Consider the following 17,334-nt stretch of genomic DNA (forward strand, 5'->3'; position numbering starts at 1 on the left):
AGTGAATTTGGATACTCATTTCATAAATCTGGAGAACAGACGATTGGCTTTCTTGGCGAGGTCGTCCATTTTGACGTTGGCATGATCGAACTGATTATATCCCCATTTGATCGTTTGCAGCATGCGTGGAGATATGGGCGTTCCTTTGATCCGTGGATAGATGTTGTGATAAGCCCAAACGAGATGCTCCCAGCGATTGTCATTGCCGTCTTGGATATACTCGGATACGTCAATCACTTTCCCACGTCCATCCTGAAGTATTACATTTTTCAGATGAATGTCGCGAGGGTTCAGCCCGCGACTGCGAACGGCTTCTCGCGCTGCGTCCACATCGAGCATCACCTGCTCGGGGACGGGGATTCCTTTTTCCAAACATTCCAGCAAGGTATCCCCGGGTTCAAAACTGATCACGAGTACATTCCGGCCGCTGCCGTAATAGGTAGGGAAGTATGGCAGACCTTTGAGCTGCTCGTATACCTGTTTTTCATTTTCGAGTTTGTCCAAGGCATGATCCGAGTACATCTTGAAGGCATACTGCGGCAAGCCGTCATACGTAAATACAGCCGCATCCGTACCTGTGCCAATGCAATTCAATCCTTCTACATCGCCGATGATGTTCACGAGCTCATTCCGGTCGCTTCCGATGACTTGGATCTGTTGTAATGCTTCTTCCGCCTGGAACCAATCCGGTCGATTCATGGGTGGTGCCTCCTTTTAGGATATGCCTGTACAATTTTTTTTCATATAATCATTTTCTAACGAACTGAGTAAGTCTTATTTCACGTAAATTGGCAGATCTGAAAATGTAACGAATCAGAGACACGCTATTGGCTCATTTGCTTGCAGTAAACATGTTCTACAACCGAATAAGACTAATTAGCTTGTCTGGGGTTCGTTAAGTTCCGTAAAACCTCATGATCCACGTGATAAGGTGTGTGAGATTCGTTAGCGCCGGGCCCGCACTGGCCTCGGGCTAGACCGTACTAACATCCCGGTCCCGGATTCGCTGCCCTCTATAGAGTATATTATGCGTTCTGCTCCGCAATTTCATCTTTTGGTGATGTTACTATATAAACGATACGGATCGAATCGGAAACGGTTGCGTCAGAAGAAAATAACGGAAGCACGCTTGCGGCAAGGTTGCCCGGGCTTTATACTGTGAGCATTAAGGGATCTCATGCAGATTCGGCATACAGAAAGGCAGATTACTTATGGCACAATACCCGCAGTGGTCTTATTCGCAGTCGCGGGCGAGTATGTTCGATGAGTGCCTGCGCAAATATTATTATCATTATTACGGTGCCCATAACGGCTGGAAGACAGACTCTGCTGATGAGATGCAGGTTCGTCTGTACCGTCTGAAGCAGCTCAGCAATCTGTATCTTGTCTTTGGGGACCTCGCGCATCGGATGTGTGAGTCGGCGGTACGCAGCAGGGAAGAGGGCAAAGATAAACCGCGTGAACACTTCCTGGAACAGACGATACGCAAGCTGCTGAATCAGGCGTATGTGGAATCCATGGACGCGGATCAGTGGCGGCTGAACCCCAAGAATCGCACGATGCTGTCGGAGATTTATTACGGGGATGACACGTTAAATGACCGGATCGCCACGATTAAGGAACGGGCTTCGGCCTGTGTCGGTAACCTGTACCAGACGCTTACGTGGGAGGACTTGTCCCGAGCAAGTACGGACATTCTGGAGATCGAGAAATGGGATACCATGATGCTGCACGATACGCGTGTGTATGTGAAGATGGATTTATTGTATCGACGCAGTAACGGCAATATTGTTATTGTGGACTGGAAGACGGGCAAAGAAGATGACTTCTCGGATCAGCTAATGCTCTACGCGTCCTATGTAAGGGAGCACTACCGAATTCCTTTGGAGCAGATTGAGCTTCGTGTGGAGTACTTGTTAACCGGAAAACACCGGGAGTTTACAGCGACAGAAGAGGATATCCGGAAGGTGGAGGAGAACGTGGGTCGTTACATTGAGGAGATGCGATCCTGCGTGGAGGATGAGTATTACAACCGTCCCAAGGACGTCACCTACTTCACAGCGATGCCATCGCACCGGTCCTGCCGGGATTGCAACTTCCGCGAAGTGTGCAGTGAGCGAGCAGTCTGAAGCGCCCAAACCGTAGGAAACTAAAGGCCTTATACCAACTAATGAGTTATTTCATATGTGAAAAAAAACAAGAAGCGCAAGCCGGGAACATCATCTGCCCGACTTGCGCTTCTATTGCATTCCACAGGCCTGGCGACAAGGCGCCGGGTGGAACGATCATATCAAGATTACTGGACAGCGGCGGTATTCTCCAGCGCCTGACCCGCAGGAACATAGGCATGCCCGAGATCCCGGGCAACCGCCTCATACGTGATGTGTCCATTCAGCACGTTGACCGCGCTGTGAATGGACGAACTGCCGCGAATCGCGGCGGCTGCACCGTGGTTGGCCAGCTGCAGCGCATAAGGCATGGTGGCGTTGGTCAGCGCCACCGTGGAAGTACGCGGCACGGCGCCCGGCATGTTCGCCACCGCGTAGTGCACGACGCCATGTTTCACATAGGTCGGTTCATCGTGGGTTGTGATATGATCAATGGTCTCAACGATCCCGCCCTGATCAATCGCGACATCCACTATGACCGAACCCGGTGCCATCGTCTTAACTACTTGCTCGCTGACAAGCGTTGGCGCCTTGGCGCCCGGAATCAGCACCGCACAGATCAACAGATCTGCCGCCGCAACAGCTGTTGCAATGTTGGACGGGCTGGATACCAGCGTGTGGATCTGATTGCCGAAGATATCATCCAATTGGCGCAGCCGATTCAGATTCAGGTCAAGGATGGTCACATCGGCGCCAAGACCAATAGCAATTTTGGCTGCATTTGTTCCCACCGTTCCGCCACCAATAATGATTACTTTCCCCCGACTGACGCCGGGTACACCTGACAACAGAATGCCCTTGCCACCTTCCGTTTTCTCCAGTAGCTGTGCTCCGATCTGGGAGGCCATGCGGCCTGCAACTTCACTCATAGGGGTGAGCAGGGGTAGGGCACTGTTGACCTCCAACGTCTCATACGCAATAGCCGTTACCCGACTTTTAATAAGGGCTTTGGCAAGCTCCGGTTCCGCTGCGAGGTGCAGGTATGTGAACAGAATCAGTCCCGGACGAAAATATCCATATTCACTGGCAAGCGGTTCTTTCACCTTGATAATCATATCGGCTTCGCTCCACACGGACTTGGCATCCATCCGAATCTCGGCGCCCGCAGTTTGATATTCATGATCCGTGAATCCACTGCCAATCCCCGCGCCTTGTTCAATCAGTACCTGGTGACCGGCTCTGATGAAATCAGCAGCCCCGGCCGGAGTCATTGCTACACGATTCTCATTGTTCTTGATTTCTTTGGGAATTCCGATTCTCATCACCATGCACCTCGTCCATTTATTGGTTGTTAGCTTATACTACAAGTTTATGACTTGGATAATCGTTTTGCACCTTACTTGATGTCTAATCTTTAGAAATTGAACTCAACATATTGTCGAAAAAGACTGTTCAGGACATTTGTCCATGAATTATAATGTAAGAAAAAATAACACGAAGAGGGATCGCCATTGCGAAATGACCGTGTGTTTACGATCAAAGATATCCTTGCACGTCCGGTATTTGGCCGAGCACGACTAGCGGCAGGGAAGGATGGAGTGAACCGTCAGGTTGGCTGGGTTCATGTATTGGAGATTACCAATGTATCTCCATTCGTAAGCCCCCATGATCTTATTTTATCCACTGGACTTTGGCTTCAATCGGAAGAAGGGCGCGAAGAGTATCTGCTTCAGCTCATTGGCAGTGAGGCAGCCGGGCTGTGTGTGGAGTTTGGTACCAGCATATTCGGAATCCCGGAAGAACTGATTGAACTGGCGGACAGACACCAGTTTCCGCTAATCGTATTTGAGCAACCGGTCCGTTTTGTCGAGATTACACAGGATATTCACTCTCTACTCATTAATCATCAGCACCAACTGCTGAAAAGTCTGGAAGCCTACTCCCGCCAGCTTCAGCAGCGTACATTACAGAGTACGGACATGTCTGCTGTGCTGAACCTGTTGCATGAATACGCTGCAAAACCGGTGGTGTACATCTCGTCTATGGAGCCGGGTAGCTTTGTGCCCGAACTTGCTCCGGAGATGGAGCAAGCAATCTATACCTGGTATGAACAGGAGGTAGAACATCTGGATCTGAATGATTCGGATACTGAATTATGGTTCCACATAGACGAAGAGAAGGCTCTGTTGTGTCATCCGGTCGTTTGTTTTGGCCAGGTATTTTCGGCTGTAGGCATGATTGTGCATCCCGCAGCTCCAGTGGAATATCTCAAGCTGTTGCTCGATTATACGGCGAAGGCGGCGGCAGCGCTCACGCTTCGTTCCCAGTTTCTTGAAGAGAAGATGGTCCGCAATCAGAACGAGCTGATCCAGGATCTGATGAATGGCAACATCCATCAGGAGGAGCAGGCCCAGACCCGAATGGGACTTCGTTTGCTGGTGAAGGGACAGTACTGGTTTGCGGGAGGGGTCATCGAGATTGAGCATCGATTGAAGGGTACGGGCCGGGAGAGGATGGAAGCGAATCATCAGGATGTTCTTGTCCTGCTTCGTTCCCTGCTCAAGAAGAACAATCTGCCTAGCCTGATTATGCTGAAGAACAACCAGGTATATCTGTGCTGTGCGAAGGAAGCGGTTACGGCCGCTGCACGTCATCAACTGCTGCGATTGCTGGAAGGAATCGCCCTGGATGTGAAGCGGTTTGCCAGCCGTAACTTGAACCAGGTTATGATTCATGTAGGATTTGGCAAGTTTCGCAGCCGTTTGACCAGTCTGCCGGAGAGCCTTCAGGAGGCCTATCAGGTGATCGAAGTTTCGAGATCGGTAGATTCGATGGAACATGTTCACTTTTACGAACGTATGGGTATATATCAAATGTTAAAGGCATTACCCCAATCCTTCCTGCAACCCTTTGTCCAGGATCACCTGGGTATGTTGATTGAACATGACCAAACGCATCACCTGCGATTGGTAGAGACGTTGGATGCCTACTTGCAGAACTTTGGTTCCAAACGGGATGCGGCCGCCCAGTTATTTATTCATCGGCAAACGTTGTACAACAGACTGGAGAAGCTGGAAGAACTGATGGGTCCAGGTTACATGGATCAAGGGAGAAGAATCTGTCTGGAGATGGCGCTGCTCGCCCACGTGATGATTGAGAATGGACAGTGGCAATCCTCTTGATGAGGTGAAAGGGATGCAACACAGACTGTGCATCGATCTTACACTACCTTGAGCACAGTCTAGCAGTTTTTACTAATCCGCCGGGTGTGTCGTAATGAAGTAGGCAGGCGTTGCAGAGTGGAAGTGGAGCGTCGGCCACGATAAAGCTTCGTTTGACCGGAGGAAGGTGCCAGTGATAATGAAGAAGGAGCAGCCAGCCGATACGGGGGTGACGACCGGTCGGGACGTCCTTCCTGTTCTGCTTCATTGTCCTCCATTGAAATGCCACTTTGGTGCAGCCATTCATTAAGTCGTTTAGGATTGATTCCAAGTTGTCCGCTCAGATTACAGATATCGAGGTTTATTCTCACACAAATCCGCCTTTCCTGGAATATCGGGCTGGTAGTAGGGTATGAAAGGGAAGCATGAATTCGAGATCGGTAAATGCTCATGTACATGTTGGCTGTGCTTGATTGGCGGAATGATCCATTATGTTAAGAAGTAGCGCGGAGGGGTCTATGTATACCTTGTAAAAACGTTTCCATGTCCGCTGTTTTGAATATTTCCATTAAATTGGCTTTTAACAAGATTCTATCACTTCACATGCAATTGCGCGTCTCAATATAGTCTCAATTTTGTGAGAGAAAAAAGTATATTAAAAGTACCAGTATCTAGTACGGAGGACATATATGGGAAACAGTAGTGAGGCTCAATACGACAAATATGTTGAGGATGGCAAACGTTTCATTGGTCGAACCAAGGAACTGACGACACTGGAGCGGTGGTTCAATCATCCGGAAGCGCCACTCACCATATTTTCAATTACGGGTATGGGAGGCATTGGTAAATCTTCCTTGCTTTCAGAGATGTTATCTGTCTCTCGGGATCGAGGTGCGACGGCAATATGGATGGATGGTCGATCATGTGGGGCAACTCCTTCCGTTTTTATGGATTATTTGTCCTCTACATTAGGCTTGGAAACAATGGATAGTGAAGGATACCCGCGACCATTGAGTCTGCTGAGAGACACATCGATCGAGAAGAGATTGGTTCTGGCCGTGGATAATTATGAAGAGCTTGCTCTGTTAGAAAGCTGGTTCATGGAGGTCTTTGTATCCAAACTTCCGTTAAGAGGGATACTTGTCATTCTTGCATCACGCCCGGAACTGGCGTCCACCTGGCGGACACATCCCCGATTACATCAGAGATTTATACAGATGCGGCTTCAACATTTCACAGTTGATGAGATTACGGAATACATCACGGTGGCAGGCTTTCTGAATCAGGGGATGGCAGGTACCATTACGCGAATGACCGATGGACATCCGCTGGGGCTGGCCCTTGCTGTAGAAGCTGCGGATCAGAGGAGGAATCTTCCACAGTCCGAATGGGCTGAACTGTCACATATGATCAGTGCACGATTGTTATTGGAACTGACGAATTCCCGTCTACATCCCATGGTGGAGGTACTGACACTGATTGAGACAGCCAATCAGGAATTGTTATCATCTGTCCTGGACATGACTGTGACGCAAGAAGACTACCACATGCTGAGACAGATGTCGTTTATTCGTTCCGGTCCGAATGGTCTTGGACTGCATGACATGGCCAGGGTACATCTGCTACGGGATTTTCGACAGCGTGAGCCACATCGGTTGCAGACATTGCGTATCAAGATTGCGAAGCTGTTGAAACTGCTACATGAATACGCAGGGGCTCATGAGCGTCGTCAAATCGCCCGAAAGATGCTGCTGCTCTGTCAGGAATCGATGCTTCAATACCGCAAGTACGCAGACGTGTCTCGTGATTCCCTGTTCTCCCCTCTTGAGACGATGAGAAAAGAGGATCTGCCCGCTCTGCACAGCTTGTTACAGCAATGGTGCGAGTACAGCGTGGAACCATGGCAGGCTGTGTCCTATGGCCCGTTCCTGGATGAGCTGGCGCACCGTTATCCCGAAGGGATCGTATTGATGCGTGACCAGCTTGGAGAGCCGATCGCCATGTTCATTACAGTGCTAGTACATAGGGAAAGTAGCGGGCTGCTACTGAAGTATTTTCCGAATGAGATGCATGAATGCTTCACTCTACAGGAGCTTGAGAATGACCCGGATCAGAGTGATACTCACTTTGCATTGCTGGCTGCGGCAAGAGATGATGTGCCTGGTTATACACGAGAAGAACTGGTGGGATACATGGCACTGGATCGACTATCTCTACTGGGTGATGGTGCGAGAGCGATGCTCGTTGCAACGAATCCTCACCTGAAACTATTTTTGCAAAGTATTGGATTCCAGATGCGAAGAACCCGCACTCGTGTCTGTGACAGATTCGAGGACCAGGCGGACATACTTGATTTGGATTTGCGTAGCGGGCAATTCGGAGAGTGGGTCATGTCTCTGCTTGATCCGAAATCAACAGAAGATCGTATACAGCCGGAAACAACAGAAGTGGATGGTGTCATCTGGACTGAACAGGATGTTCGCAAGATGTTGGGGGATCTTCGTTCCCCGGGAGAATTACATGAATATGCTGACAGGGTTAGAGGAGTAAAGGATGGAATCCAGTTACAGCTGTATGTCATGGATCTGTTGGAAGGCAGAGTACATGGCCTATCTCCACAGGATCAGATGCTGTTATACGCGGCCTACTGGACGCATGCTGGCAATCCAACTGCCGCAGCCCAGACGTGTTCCATGAGTCGGGCGACATTTTATCGCCATCTCAGAACAGCGCTGACTCGCTTGGCGCGGATTTTGTAGGGTTCTATTCGTTCATCATACCGATAATGAAGACATGAAGAGGCTGGTCATAGACCAAGCCTCTTCATGCGGTTATAGAGCGTTGCCCTGGAGATGCCAAGTTGCTTGGCGAGTGTTCGTTTGTTGCCATCTGCTGCTTTCAGATATTGAATTAGAAGTTGCGCCTCATAGGTGTCCAATTTTTGCTGGTAGGTAACACCTGAGACAAGTTCGGAATCATTCGAGGTATCTAATTCGTCCACATTTGCAACGGATCGAGGTTCTTGTTCTGCTCCCGCCGAATCCTGACGTTGCTGATTTTCGTTGTTGGCGTGTGAATGGATTCCGGATGCCAGTTGAATTTCGGACTGTTCTTGCATGGTGAGGGAAGTGAGGGTATCGGGCAGATATTCCTGCTTCACCTCACCATCTGTCGTCAGAATGGTCAGGCGTTCGATCACATTTCGTAATTCACGTACGTTGCCTGGCCAATCATATTGGAACAGCAACTTGAACACTTCAGGTGGAACCAACTCAATATGACGGTTATAGAGCAATGAGAATTCTTGAAGGAACGTCTGGGTTAATTCATATATATCTTCCTTGCGCATACGCAGAGGAGGGATGACTAGGTTAATGACATTCAGCCGATAGTAGAGATCTTCTCGGAATTGATTACGGGCAATCATACTCATTAGATTCTGGTTGGTTGCCGCGATAATCCGGCAGTTGGCCTGTTTCATACGCGTTCCCCCCACAGGAAAGTAACTCTTCTCCTGCAACACCCGAAGCAGTTTCACTTGCAATTCCAATGGCATCTCACCGATCTCATCCAGAAAAAGAGTACCCCCTTCGGCAAGCTCAATCTTGCCCTTTTTGCCTTTGGGATCTGCTCCGGAGAAGGCACCTTTTTCGTAGCCGAATAACTCACTTTCGAACAAGGAAGCAGGGATTGCCCCACAGTTAATAGCGATGAACGGTGCAGTCTGCAATTCACGGAGATCGTGAATGGCTTTGGCGAATAACTCCTTGCCTGTGCCGCTCTCCCCGAGAATAAGTACGGTTGCTGAGGTGGTACTGATCTTGCGAATGGTCTCCATGCACTGCTTGATGACCGGGCTGCTGCCTTTGATTCTGGCAAATGGATCTAATTCGGGACGTAGCCGAGCAACGGCTTTCTCCAGGTGCTGGACTTTGGAGGTCATATGTAATAGTTCCTGATGTAATCGGATTTCGGTTGTTATATCCACTTCGGCAGCAACTGCACCCACAATATGTCCATCCAGTTGGACAGGACGAGCATTAATCAGGGCGAAGAGGTCGGGCCGTGGCTGATGCTGTTTGCGATAGACCGTTTCGCCGGTATACAACGTTTTGAGAGACTGTAACCGATCTGGAGGGAAAAAGTCCGCTGCGGGTTGTCCGATGATGTCTTTTTTGCTGATCGAAAAAACATGCTCCGCGCCAGTTGTCCAGTAGGCCACCTTGGCATCTTCATTAATTAATGTCAGAGCTGAACCCGCTGTCTCCAGTGTGGTCTCAAAATAAGCTTCTATTAGGCGATGCGCATGCATCATGGCATGCAAAACATCGGATACGGCGATATATCCCAATAGAGGGCCATCATCCTGAATGAATAAATAAGAAGATGTGTCGAATAAGCAGAAGGCATCTACCAACGATGTTGATGACGGAATGGTAAGTGTGGGGAGGTCTGTATCCAGAACATCCATATCCGTACGCAATAAAGACATTAATTCTGGAAGTAAATGTTTCATCGATATCACCTCAGTTAGGGCATAACTTTCAGAACTGTACCTGTTACAAGGAACTTTTATGATCGGAGTAAATGGAAATATTTGAGTGAGATAGTTATCCATATTATAGCTTTCAAAGTGAAGTGTGTATAGATTTTTTGACATGAATCATACATAAGACAATCGGAAATAGTGGTTAATTTTGTTTTGTACAACTAGAATACGCTCTCAAACTGAAGCGAAAGTGAAGCATTCATGAACATGACAGTATCAGTTCGTTAATCTCAACACATTCACTGGGCAGGTTAAGTGATTCTATATGTTGACTCTCAATTTGTCCACACCATTAAGTATCGTCTGAATAATACTATACCAAGGACTGAAATGAATGAATTCAATCGAAGGAGGGTGATGAAATGGCGATTCTATCAACTGGGCCCATTGAGAATAATATTTCAGGAATAACGGGGATCCGACTAACTCAATCCGTTACGGTCAAAATCGATAACCGGAATGCGACAGATGTGTTCACAGTGCTTCTTCGGGGCTATTACCTTAATGGAGTCAGAACATTATATGTAGAAGAACTGCTCAATGTATCACCTAATCAGGTCATAACCAAAGTTTATAATGGGAATTTTGATGCTTTTGAGTTTGTATTTTCAACCTCAGACACGGCTGCTCCAGAAGCACAAATATCCGTATGGGGTAAAAATGCCGCAGGCGAATTAGTCGCGGCTCACCGATTGGTATCCCAGGAGTTATTGGGAGAAACGCTGAGCACAACGGGTGTAACTGGAGCCACTGGAGCCACGGGTATTACGGGAGTAACAGGAGGCACCGGAGCTACTGGAGTGACAGGAGCTACGGGAGTAACGGGAGGCACTGGGACCACCGGAGTAACAGGAGCCACGGGCGTTACGGGAGTAACGGGAAGCACCGGGGTCACCGGAGTAACAGGAGCGACGGGCGTTACGGGAGCAACGGGAAGCACCGGGGCCACCGGAGTGACAGGAACCACGGGCGTTACGGGAGTAACAGGAGGCACAGGGGCCACCGGAATAACAGGAGCCACTGGCGTTACGGGAGTAACGGGAAGCACCGGGGCCACCGGAGTGACAGGAGCCACGGGTGTTACGGGAGTAACGGGAAGCACTGGAGCTACTGGAGTGACAGGAGCAACGGGCGTTACAGGGGCCACCGGAATAACAGGAGCCACGGGTATTACGGGAGTAACGGGAAGCACTGGAGCTACTGGAGTGACAGGAGCGACTGGTGTTACAGGAGCAACGGGAAGTATCGGGGCTACCGGAGTGACAGGAGCCACTGGTGTTACGGGAGCAACGGGAAGCACCGGGGCTACTGGAGTGACAGGAGCCACTGGTGTTACGGGAGCAACGGGAAGCACCGGGGCTACTGGAGTGACAGGAGCAACGGGCGTTACAGGGGCCACCGGAATAACAGGAGCCACGGGTATTACGGGAGTAACGGGAAGCACTGGAGCTACTGGAGTGACAGGAGCGACTGGTGTTACAGGAGCAACGGGAAGTACCGGGGCTACCGGAGTAACAGGAGCCACGGGTATTACGGGAGTAACAGGAAGCACTGGGGTTACCGGAACAACAGGTGTCACTGGAGCAACCGGTACAGCAGGGCAAGGGTTGTCCTCTTATGCCTATATTTTTAATACTTCAGCTCAAACTGTAGCTATTGAAGCGGATGTAATCTTCGACAGCAACCAAAATCTTACTAATATTACTCATGCGCCCAATACCGCTGCGATTATTATTGGTAATGCCGGGGACTATGCGGTGTTTTTCAACGTTGCAGGTGTGCAGGCAAACCAATTCACCCTTTATCAAAACGGAGCCCCTGTAGGTGGCAGTGTCTATGGTTCAGGAGCTGGGACTCAACCGAATCCAGGCATGGTCATTATTACGGCTGCTCCCGGTGATGTGCTGACATTACGGAATCATTCCAGCGCATCAGCTGTTGGTCTGCAAACACTAGCAGGTGGAACACAGACCAATGCTAATGCTTCTATTCTTATTCAACAGTTAAGTGGTTAACTTTTAAATAATAAATGGGTGTGTCCAGAAAAATAGACATTTAAAATTGTGGTCCTATCTCATAATTAGTGGTTGACAGTCTTCGGTCGCAAATCATGGGAAGTTCTCACTTTAATAATTTTCGCATTAAAAGAGTCATAATATAAAGTCTAGCCGCTCTTTTTGAGTGGCTAGACTTTAGCTTAATTAATAGTTAAGTTCTCTCATTAAAAACATTATTACCGGCTAGGATTCCTGTAGAGCTCATAACCATCCTCTAGAACGCTGAAGTTCGTTAAACTTAGCATTTTTGTTTATCGCTTTAATATGCGGTGGGGTCGTTAGCGCTTGGAGCGAGAGAGCCCCTTTTCGTTATTGTATAACTTGGTTTACAGCCTTGGTTTAAATGCATCTCGATGTTCTCTCAGGAATGCATCAAGTGAACGCGGCGCTCTGCCAAGCAAGCGTTGGACCGTATCCGCCGGCTTCTCTGGCACAACGGAAGACATCGTCTGAATTTCCACAACGTGGTCTGCAAGCCAAGGAGGCATCTGTCCATGTTCGATCAGATCCGTTCGAAGCTCCTCGGGTTTGAGGTTGAAGAATACGATCGGACGATTGAACAGGGTGGACATTTTATCTGCAATCTGTGCATAAGTGAATGCTTCGGAACCGGTAAGCGTATAGATGCGGTTCACTGGTTTGTCTCTAGTCAGCACTTCTGTGGCAATATCTGCGATGTCTCGGCAATCGATGAAGTTGCACGGGGAATCTCCAATGCAGCCGAAGAATACATCTTGAGTTGTAATGGTTGGTGCGAGTCGGAGCAGATTTTGCATAAAAGCATAGGGCCGCAGCATCGTATATGTCATCCCGGATTTCACTAGAGCTTGCTCGATTTGTTCATGCCAGCCTGCTACAGTTACTGGTGAACGTTCGTCATATGCTGGGCTGGATATTTTGACGACATGCTTGACTCCCTCTTGCGCAGCCATCTGAATAATGGATGTCTCTAGTTCCACTTGTTTAGGGTTGTTGGATAACGCTAGAAATAGTTGACTGGTACCCGCCAAAGCTCTGCGCATGGATTCGGAATCATTTGCATCGGCAGCACAGATTTCAATCCCGGACAACGCCAAGTCCGCCATTTGTTGACGAAGCTTATCCGGCTTTCTACTTACTGCCCGAACGGGAATACCTCTTTCCATCAAACGTCTCAAAAGTACATTTCCAATCATGCCTGTTGCTCCAATAATAGTAATCATGTTTCAATCTCTCCTTATAATGAACTTGTTTATTTGATAATGTAAGCTCGCCAGCGCCATGTCATGATCGTACAAGCTATTGCACCGGACAATGGAAAATCGAACCCAATATGATCCAACCAAGCCCATGAAGAACTCGGGTTTACGATCTGCAATACATTAGAAATCCCCCACGCCGCCACCAAGCCAAACCCTGCGCCTGCAAGTGCCAAGCAGCCCACGACAATGATTCGGGGGGCTTTTGCCACCCACCGTGTGCGGTTCTTACGGTTACGAAGCCAGAGTCCGGCCCATAGAGCCATAAGCAGAGACGCCCCTCCAATCGTTGTTAAAGCTCGTAACTGAAGGACTTCATCAGCGGTAACGATTCCCCCGATGCTTGCCATGATGGCAGGAGACAAGTAGGCCGGGATTAATTCACGCCACAGCACAAAAGGTTTTGGGGGAGGATTAGCAGCTCGGTTTGGATAAGCTTCCTCGGAAGGAATGGGGTCATTAAGGTTAACCATATCACTACTCCTTTTTTGTTTAGAAATCACTGATTTGCTTTCATCTATAAGTAATTAGGAGCCTAACTATATGGCGATGGAAATGGGCTAGTTGAACTAGCCCGGTTCACCTTTCTTCGTTATGCTCCTAGGATTTTGGTTCGGAGAAGTCGTGTGACTCATCTGTAAGTGCAGCAATACCTTGTGTTACACGCCCCAGCAGGTTGAGAAACACACTCCTTTCCTCGATCGTAAGTAATCCAACCATCGCTTCCAGTCTGGCAAAATGTTCCGCAGCCATATCCGTTAGTTTCTTCGCACCTTTGGCGGTCAAAATGACTGACTTCTGACGACCATCAACGGAACTCGTCCGACGAGCAACCAGTCCGTCGCGTTCTAAAATCTCGATTAGACCAGTTACGGTAGCACGGGTTACACCCAGATTTTCCGCCAGTTGGGAGGGCAGTTCTTCTCCTTCGTGATCTTCAAGATCTGCCAACAGACGATATCGTCCTGTCGATAAACCAAATCTGGAGAAATGGATTTCTGCAGCATGCCCAAGTTTGGCTCCTGCTACCATCAGTCTGGATGCGACAAGCACGGCTTGTGCATCCACGTCTAATTGATAGCGATCAACCTGACGCTTCGTTTGTACTAACGAAGGGATGAGGTACATATCAGTTGTTGATTTGTTTTGATTGTCCATACATATAGTATGGTGCCTAACTATATAGTTGTCAACTTTTGTTTAGACCATTCGTCAAGTTGGATGCTCTGCTAAAGTGTTCGTACAGAAAAAACCATGTGCCCAGAAAAAAAGAGGCAACATGGTTTTCTTTTGTCTTTTTTCATATATATTGATCCAGTTGGAGAATGACTATCGGAACATATTCTTAACGACCATCCAGAGATTAGCCGGTTTTTCGGCCAAACGGCGGGTATAGTACGGATACCACATGGTGCCATAAGGTACGTAACAGCGAATGCGATAGCCTTCTTTGGCGAGACGTTCCTGTTCGCTCATCCGCAGACCATATAACATCTGGAATTCAAAGGCATCCGGCGAGATTCCCCGATCCTTGGCGTATTGTTTCGTCCAGTTAATGATGTGATCATCATGCGAGGCAACCGCAGTGTACACACCCTGATCGAGGTGATTACGAATCATCGTTTTGAATTGATGAATGACTTCAGAAGTATTCTGATAGGCGACTGATCCGGGTTCTTTGTAAGCACCTTTAACCAGTCGAAGCCGGATGCCTTCCCGAATCATATCACGTGTATCTTCTTCGGTGCGATGCAGGTAGGCTTGCAATACTGTGCCTGTATTATGCAGTCCTTCCGAGTGCAGTCTTCGGACAATATCCAGCGTTGCTTGAGTAAATGGACTATCCTCCATATCAATTCGGACAAATAGATCATGCAATTTGGCTTGTGTGGCAACGGTACGGATATTTCGATAACCCTCTTCCGGGTCAAGTGCGAGGCCCATCTGGGTTGGTTTGAGCGAGACGTTGGAGTCTACGCCTTCACGTGCAATGCCTTCTACCAGGCGTACATACTCATCCCTGTACAATGCCGCTTCGCTCAGGCGGGTGATGCCTTCGCCCAGATGATCGAGTGTAGCCATAATGCCTTTATTATTGAGTATGTGGATCTCTTCGAGAGCTTCTTCCAAGGTGTTTCCTGCAATAAATTTGCCTGCCAGCTTCTTACCATATCTAATGGACAGGTTCTCTACAGCTTTGTTGCCTGCCACGGTTAATAAGGTTTTGCGATATATTTCCGTTCCCACACTCATTTTCGTTTCCTCCTTCAGCATTGTGCTAACTTAATTCAAGCAAGAAACGTGCCAGATTTGGCGATGGTCTACTATTTTTCATGAAAATTATCTATTTAAATTGGACTAAACATTTACACAAAACGGAGAGGACAGAAAGAACCTGAAGAAGCGGAGCGCTCGCCTTTATCCCCGGATTTTCCCTCTATAAAAAGGAATCAAAAAATCTGGGGATAACAGCGATCGGAAGGTTATTCTGTCATCGGAGTGGCCCGTGTGAATTTTCTTTAGTTAAATTTAACGAGAAAAATATTTCAATCCCAACCGGAGTTGGCACGGATTTTGCTACATATATTTGGTGATGAGTAACATGCAAAATAATTCAGGCGAGCAGCCAGCGAATCCCACATCCTGAAGGAGGAATCATTGATGAATATCCCTTTTGTTAACGAACCATTCACACCCTTTGCAGTCCAGGCGAACCAGGAAGCATTTGAAGACGCACTTCGTCAGGTAGAAGCTGAACTTGGGCAGGAATACCCGATTATTATTGGTGGGCAAAAAATAACAAGCAGCCGCACGTTAACTTCCGTGAACCCCGCAGCCAAGAATCAAGTCGTCGGAACGATCCATCAGGCAGATCAGGAATTGGCCGAAAAGGCCATTCAGACAGCAGCGGAGACATTCCACACATGGAAACATACTGACCCGAATGAACGGGCTCGTTATCTATACAAAGCAGCTGCCATTATGCGCCGTCGCAAGCATGAATTCTCCGCATGGATGGTTTATGAAGCCGGCAAGACTTGGCCTGAAGCCGATGCGGATACAGCGGAAGCCATTGATTTTATGGAATTCTATGCACGGGATATGCAGCGACTGAGTGAACCGCAGCCTCTCGTGCGGATTGCAGGGGAAGATAATGAGCTGAGTTATATACCGCTGGGTGTTGGTGTTGTTATTCCACCTTGGAACTTCCCGCTGGCGATTATGGCAGGCATGACTTCGGCTGCACTGGTATCTGGCAACACAGTGGTCTTGAAGCCTGCCAGCACAACTCCGGTGATTGCCGCCAAGTTTATGGAGCTGCTCGCAGAAGTTGGTCTGCCGGATGGCGTTGTGAACTTTTTACCAGGACCAGGCAGTGAAGTGGGCGATTATCTCGTGGATCATGCGCTTACCCGTTTTATCAGCTTCACCGGTTCCCGAGATGTGGGACTGCGAATTAATGAACGTGCAGCACGAACAGCTCCAGGTCAGAAGTGGATCAAACGGGTTATTGCAGAGATGGGCGGCAAGGATTCCATCGTAGTAGACAGTGACAGTGATCTGGAACTCGCGGCAGAGTCCATTACCGCTTCGGCATTTGGTTTCTCAGGACAGAAATGTTCGGCGTGTTCCCGTGCCATTATTCATAAGGATGTATATGATGAAGTATTGCAAAAAGTGATTGAACGGACACAGAAACTGACGATGGGTAGTCCGCTTGAAGTTGGCAGTCAGGTTGGGCCCGTTATCGATGACAAGGCCTATGCGAAGATCACGGAATATATTGAAATCGGCAAGGGTGAGGGGCGTCTTGTGCACGGTGGCGGTACAGGGAACGTTGAAGGTTATTTCATTGAACCAACCATAATTGCCGATGTGGATCCCAAAGCCCGGATTGCTCAGGATGAGATTTTTGGACCTGTGCTTGCGTTCATCAAAGCAGAATCATTCCAGAATGCATTGGATATCGCCAATAATACAGACTATGGTCTGACCGGCGCGGTAATCTCACGTAATCGTGAACATCTGGAACAGGCAAGACGCGAATACTTTGCGGGTAATCTGTATTTCAACCGGAAATGTACCGGAGCACTGGTTGGCACACATCCATTTGGCGGATTTAACATGTCAGGCACGGATTCCAAGGCAGGTGGAAGAGACTATCTGCTGTTGTTTACCCAGGCGAAGCTGGTATCGGAGAAATACTAGACAGAAACCCAT

At 48.5% G+C, this 17,334-nt stretch carries 13 protein-coding genes; 5 read left to right on the plus strand and 8 right to left on the minus strand.

What is annotated here, in order from left to right; all coding sequences use genetic code 11:
- Nucleotides 1-15 precede the first annotated feature (15 nt).
- Nucleotides 16-699 (minus strand): serine/threonine protein kinase, encoded by a 684-nt coding sequence (locus tag MHI48_RS05955; protein ID WP_076329467.1) that lies wholly within the window; start codon nucleotides 697-699, stop codon nucleotides 16-18.
- A 512-nt stretch (nucleotides 700-1,211) separates the two neighbouring features.
- Here MHI48_RS05955 and MHI48_RS05960 point away from each other — a divergent pair.
- Nucleotides 1,212-2,129 carry a PD-(D/E)XK nuclease family protein gene (locus tag MHI48_RS05960; protein ID WP_076329468.1) on the plus strand — a complete coding sequence of 306 codons (918 nt, stop codon included), beginning with the start codon at nucleotides 1,212-1,214 and terminating at the stop codon, nucleotides 2,127-2,129.
- Nucleotides 2,130-2,296: 167 nt separating this feature from the next.
- Here the strand turns inward: MHI48_RS05960 and ald are convergent, their stop codons facing one another.
- Entirely contained in the window at nucleotides 2,297-3,430 is a 1,134-nt protein-coding gene (gene ald, locus MHI48_RS05965) for an alanine dehydrogenase (RefSeq protein WP_076329469.1), read from the minus strand.
- A gap of 189 nt (nucleotides 3,431-3,619) precedes the next feature.
- Here ald and MHI48_RS05970 point away from each other — a divergent pair, with 189 nt between their 5' ends.
- Entirely contained in the window at nucleotides 3,620-5,290 is a 1,671-nt protein-coding gene (locus tag MHI48_RS05970) for a PucR family transcriptional regulator ligand-binding domain-containing protein (RefSeq protein WP_076329470.1), read from the plus strand.
- 59 nt (nucleotides 5,291-5,349) lie between these two features.
- Here the strand turns inward: MHI48_RS05970 and MHI48_RS05975 are convergent, their stop codons facing one another.
- Nucleotides 5,350-5,640, minus strand: a complete 291-nt coding sequence (locus MHI48_RS05975) for a hypothetical protein (protein WP_143781504.1) — start codon at nucleotides 5,638-5,640, stop codon at nucleotides 5,350-5,352.
- A 318-nt stretch (nucleotides 5,641-5,958) separates the two neighbouring features.
- On the opposite strand from MHI48_RS05975, the gene MHI48_RS05980 reads away from it, so the two are divergent.
- Nucleotides 5,959-8,028 carry an ATP-binding protein gene (locus MHI48_RS05980; RefSeq protein WP_076329471.1) on the plus strand — a complete coding sequence of 690 codons (2,070 nt, stop codon included), beginning with the start codon at nucleotides 5,959-5,961 and terminating at the stop codon, nucleotides 8,026-8,028.
- 47 nt (nucleotides 8,029-8,075) lie between these two features.
- Here MHI48_RS05980 and MHI48_RS05985 read toward each other — a convergent pair whose 3' ends face one another.
- The gene (locus MHI48_RS05985) at nucleotides 8,076-9,785 is read right to left on the minus strand and encodes a sigma-54 interaction domain-containing protein (RefSeq protein ID WP_405143391.1); all 1,710 of its coding nucleotides are present in this window, start codon (nucleotides 9,783-9,785) and stop codon (nucleotides 8,076-8,078) included.
- Between the two features lie 395 nt (nucleotides 9,786-10,180).
- Here MHI48_RS05985 and MHI48_RS05990 point away from each other — a divergent pair, with 395 nt between their 5' ends.
- Entirely contained in the window at nucleotides 10,181-11,833 is a 1,653-nt protein-coding gene (locus MHI48_RS05990) for a beta strand repeat-containing protein (protein ID WP_405143393.1), read from the plus strand.
- 368 nt (nucleotides 11,834-12,201) lie between these two features.
- On the opposite strand, the gene MHI48_RS05995 is transcribed toward MHI48_RS05990, so the two are convergent.
- The 4 genes from MHI48_RS05995 to MHI48_RS06010 all read right to left on the minus strand — a co-directional run bounded on the left by MHI48_RS05995 (nucleotide 12,202) and on the right by MHI48_RS06010 (nucleotide 15,366).
- On the minus strand, nucleotides 12,202-13,077 hold the full coding sequence (locus MHI48_RS05995) for an SDR family oxidoreductase (RefSeq protein WP_339197579.1): 876 nt from the start codon (nucleotides 13,075-13,077) through the stop codon (nucleotides 12,202-12,204).
- Nucleotides 13,078-13,106: 29 nt separating this feature from the next.
- Nucleotides 13,107-13,586 carry a hypothetical protein gene (locus tag MHI48_RS06000; RefSeq protein WP_339197583.1) on the minus strand — a complete coding sequence of 160 codons (480 nt, stop codon included), beginning with the start codon at nucleotides 13,584-13,586 and terminating at the stop codon, nucleotides 13,107-13,109.
- Nucleotides 13,587-13,713: 127 nt separating this feature from the next.
- Nucleotides 13,714-14,271: a MarR family winged helix-turn-helix transcriptional regulator gene (locus tag MHI48_RS06005; RefSeq protein WP_047841886.1), complete on the minus strand. Its 558-nt coding sequence runs from the start codon at nucleotides 14,269-14,271 to the stop codon at nucleotides 13,714-13,716.
- Nucleotides 14,272-14,442: 171 nt separating this feature from the next.
- Entirely contained in the window at nucleotides 14,443-15,366 is a 924-nt protein-coding gene (locus tag MHI48_RS06010; protein ID WP_076251307.1) for a proline dehydrogenase family protein, read from the minus strand.
- Between the two features lie 408 nt (nucleotides 15,367-15,774).
- On the opposite strand from MHI48_RS06010, the gene pruA reads away from it, so the two are divergent.
- Nucleotides 15,775-17,322, plus strand: a complete 1,548-nt coding sequence (gene pruA, locus MHI48_RS06015) for an L-glutamate gamma-semialdehyde dehydrogenase (RefSeq protein ID WP_405143396.1) — start codon at nucleotides 15,775-15,777, stop codon at nucleotides 17,320-17,322.
- Nucleotides 17,323-17,334 lie beyond the last annotated feature (12 nt).

It is taken from the genome of Paenibacillus sp. FSL H7-0942, assembly GCF_045040715.1.
Taxonomy (GTDB): domain Bacteria; phylum Bacillota; class Bacilli; order Paenibacillales; family Paenibacillaceae; genus Paenibacillus; species Paenibacillus amylolyticus.